Here is a 3,053-nt window from a genome sequence, read left to right as displayed (position 1 = left end):
GCCATATTATGCCGTGACTTATTGTTCATTGTTCGTGGTACAATAAACATGGCGGCATACTGACAAATTCTCTTTTTAGGAATATCACGAAGCTACTCATGATTGACAACGACAAGCCGCCGGCCTCAGACTATTCAAGAACGTTCTAAGACGCTATAGAACAAATAGAGGCTCTACGGGCCACAGTGGATCACTGCTATTGGCAATTATATATCAACTGAATTTATCTGTCAACATAAAATTATCTACGAGGAGGCATCCCATGCCTGATCAAATAGCATTTCAAAACAAGAACGAAATACTCAATAATATACTGTATTTACTAGATCAAAATGGACTTCAACAAAAGGATCTTGCAGATTATTTGGGAGTATCACGAACTGTAATAACACAATGGAAGAAACACCAAACGGACACATATCTTAAATATATTGATAAAATCGCAGAATTTTTAGATGTATCAAAAAACGATTTACTAAATCCTGATATAAGTATACTTGATGAATCAGTACTCACTCCGGAAGAAATATCACTTATCAAATATTATAGATCCCTGGATATTCCCGAATTAAAGAAAGTAGCCATGCAAACGATGTCCTTTTTAGCTACAGTTAAAAAAATATCAAATTAAAAACTCACCTCTTAAAAGAGGATCCGGCTGCCTCTGCAAGGCACCGGGACCAGATATAGGCACATGGAAATGCTCCTCAAGTTTTCATCACTGCGGGTATACTTTAAACATCTCTGATGGGCAGGAGAAGTGAGTATGCCAAAAACCCTCCCATAACATTGGCGAAGAGGACTACCGCCGCAAGGTGGAGAAGCGGGAGTACAGATACTTGTATCTGTTACATACCGAAGGTGGTAACACCAGCCCGCAAGGGCAAAACACTATTTTCCCAAAGGTATTCCATCACATTACAAAATGGGATGGGATACCGTCAAATACACGAAAGGAGGCTCAGAGGATGCGTCAGCATCACGGAATCGTAACGGTGGCGGTTGTTGATAAAAACGGGCATCCCCTGATGCCGACCAACAGCTATAGAGCCCGCCACCTGAAAAAAAGTGGTAGAGCGGTAACCTATGCACACCGACCGGTTTACACGATTCAAATGCTCGATGTAGAGTTTGACCCGGAGAAGAACATGGTTCAGGAGATTGAAGTTACGTGTGATACAGGCTATGAGCATATTGGTGTATCGGTATGTTCGGAGAAACACGAATACCTGCAACGCGAATACGATCTTCTGACCGACGAGACCGAAAAGCATAACGACAGCCGTAAATATCGTCGTACGAGAAGAAACCGGAAGCGTCACAGAGCGAAGATGTCCAGGAACCGCAAGGGGGTTATTGTGAAAGATGGCTTTGCACCGTCTCTTCGCAATAAGCGGGACCGCCACATAGACATTATCACGTCTCTGTGTTTCGTGATGCCCATAACGGATGTCCATGTGGAGATGGGGGAATTCGATACACAGGCACTGAAGGCGATCGAAGAAGGAAAACCGCTCCCGCAGGGTACCGACTATCAGCAAGGCGAACAGTACGGCTATCTGACGCTTCGTGCGGCCGTGTTTTCCAGAGACAATCACACATGCCAGTGCTGCGGCAGAAATGCCTTCAGCGACAAGGCAATGCTGCATGAGCACCATATCGGCTTCTGGAAGGGTGACCGAACGAATCGGATGGCAAACCTTCTGACGGTATGCGAACAGTGCCACACGCCGAAAAATCATAAACCTGGCGGCACGCTTTACGGGCTGGAGCCGAAGCTGAAAGGACTTAAGGGCGCAACGTTCATGACGTCTGTCCGGTGGAACATGGTGAACAAGCTGAAGGAAGCACTTCCCGGTATCTCTGTCCATATCACCTACGGAGCGGCTACAAAGCAGTCCAGGCAGCAGCTGCGTCTCAGGAAGACCCATGCGAACGATGCGTATGCGATGGGCAACTTCCATCCGAAACATAGAGCGCATTTGGAACATTTCAAAAAAAGACGCCGCAACAACCGCGTCCTGGAGAAATTCTATGATGCGGTATACATCGACACGCGTGACGGAACAGAGAAAATGGGTTCACAGCTTGGCTGCAATCGCACGAAACGGAATATTCCGAGGAATAACCCGAACAACGAGCGGAAGTACAGAGGAGAGAAGAAAGCAAAAGGGCATCGCAGCATCCGGAAACAACACTATACGCTGTCCCCGGGAGATAAAGTATGGTGCAGCACCGATAAGAAAATGTATATTGTGAACGGCATGCAAAACAATGGCGCGACCGTTCAGCTGAGAACGACAAAGGTGGTACCTTTGGATAAACTGCAGCCCATGAAGAAGAAAGGAAAAACGATTCCCATTGCCGCCAATCAAAAGCTCGCGCTGATCAGCGCGAAAGAGAAGCATACCGTCTTATCTGTTGACGAAGGTACCAACACTGCGGTTATGCGGTGGTTTAAGGGTGTAAATCCTTCCACTTTGACGAGGGTATCTTCATACAAAACCGGTTGGGAACGTATCAAATAGGGAAAGGATGCGGCTCCTCCCACCACCCAAGGGTGGCGGGTTTCCGCCGCTAAGGAGTTATTATGAAATGTATGCACAGGAAGGAAAAGCCGGCCGGGCGGAGCCGGATGCAGAGGCCTCCGGTGAGGAGAAATAATGCATTCCGCAGCCGCCTGCAGGTTTTCGGAGGACAGGTAAGATGGAACACGTATATGCCGCGATAGACATGAAGTCTTTTTATGCTTCGGTGGAGTGCGTTTTCCGCGGCCTGGACCCCCTGAAGGCAGAGCTGCTGGTGGCGGATGAAAGCCGGACGGACCAGACCATATGCCTGGCCGTATCCCCCGCCCTGAAGGCCATAGGGGTGCCCAGCCGGCCGAGGCTCTTTGAAGCCAGGGAGGCCATACGCAGGTATGAGGCGCAGACACGGACAAAGGTTTCCTACCTCATTGCAGTTCCCCGGATGGCGGAGTACGAACGGGTATCCGCCCAGATCTACTCGGTCTTCCTGCGCTACGCCGCCCCGGAGGACATCCATGTGTACAG

The 3,053-nt window shown here is 48.6% G+C and carries 2 protein-coding genes and 1 pseudogene; all 3 read left to right on the top strand.

Translation table 11 applies throughout. The features are described 5' to 3' along the window. The first annotated feature begins 262 nt into the window (after positions 1-262). A complete protein-coding gene (locus B2U90_RS04660; protein WP_292017225.1) occupies positions 263-631 on the top strand; it encodes a helix-turn-helix domain-containing protein in 369 nt (122 codons plus the stop codon). Positions 632-968: 337 nt separating this feature from the next. Then, positions 969-2,528 carry an RNA-guided endonuclease IscB gene (gene iscB / locus B2U90_RS04655; protein ID WP_292017224.1) on the top strand — a complete coding sequence of 520 codons (1,560 nt, stop codon included), beginning with the start codon at positions 969-971 and terminating at the stop codon, positions 2,526-2,528. A gap of 178 nt (positions 2,529-2,706) precedes the next feature. Next, positions 2,707-3,053 (top strand): annotated as a pseudogene (locus tag B2U90_RS04650) (DNA methylase); the annotation flags it as partial.

The organism is Megasphaera sp. UBA4233 (assembly GCF_002395615.1).
Lineage (GTDB): Bacteria > Bacillota > Negativicutes > Veillonellales > Megasphaeraceae > Megasphaera > Megasphaera hexanoica.
Note: the sequence above shows the minus strand (reverse complement) of the source record. Positions and strands in the feature narration are given on the sequence as shown.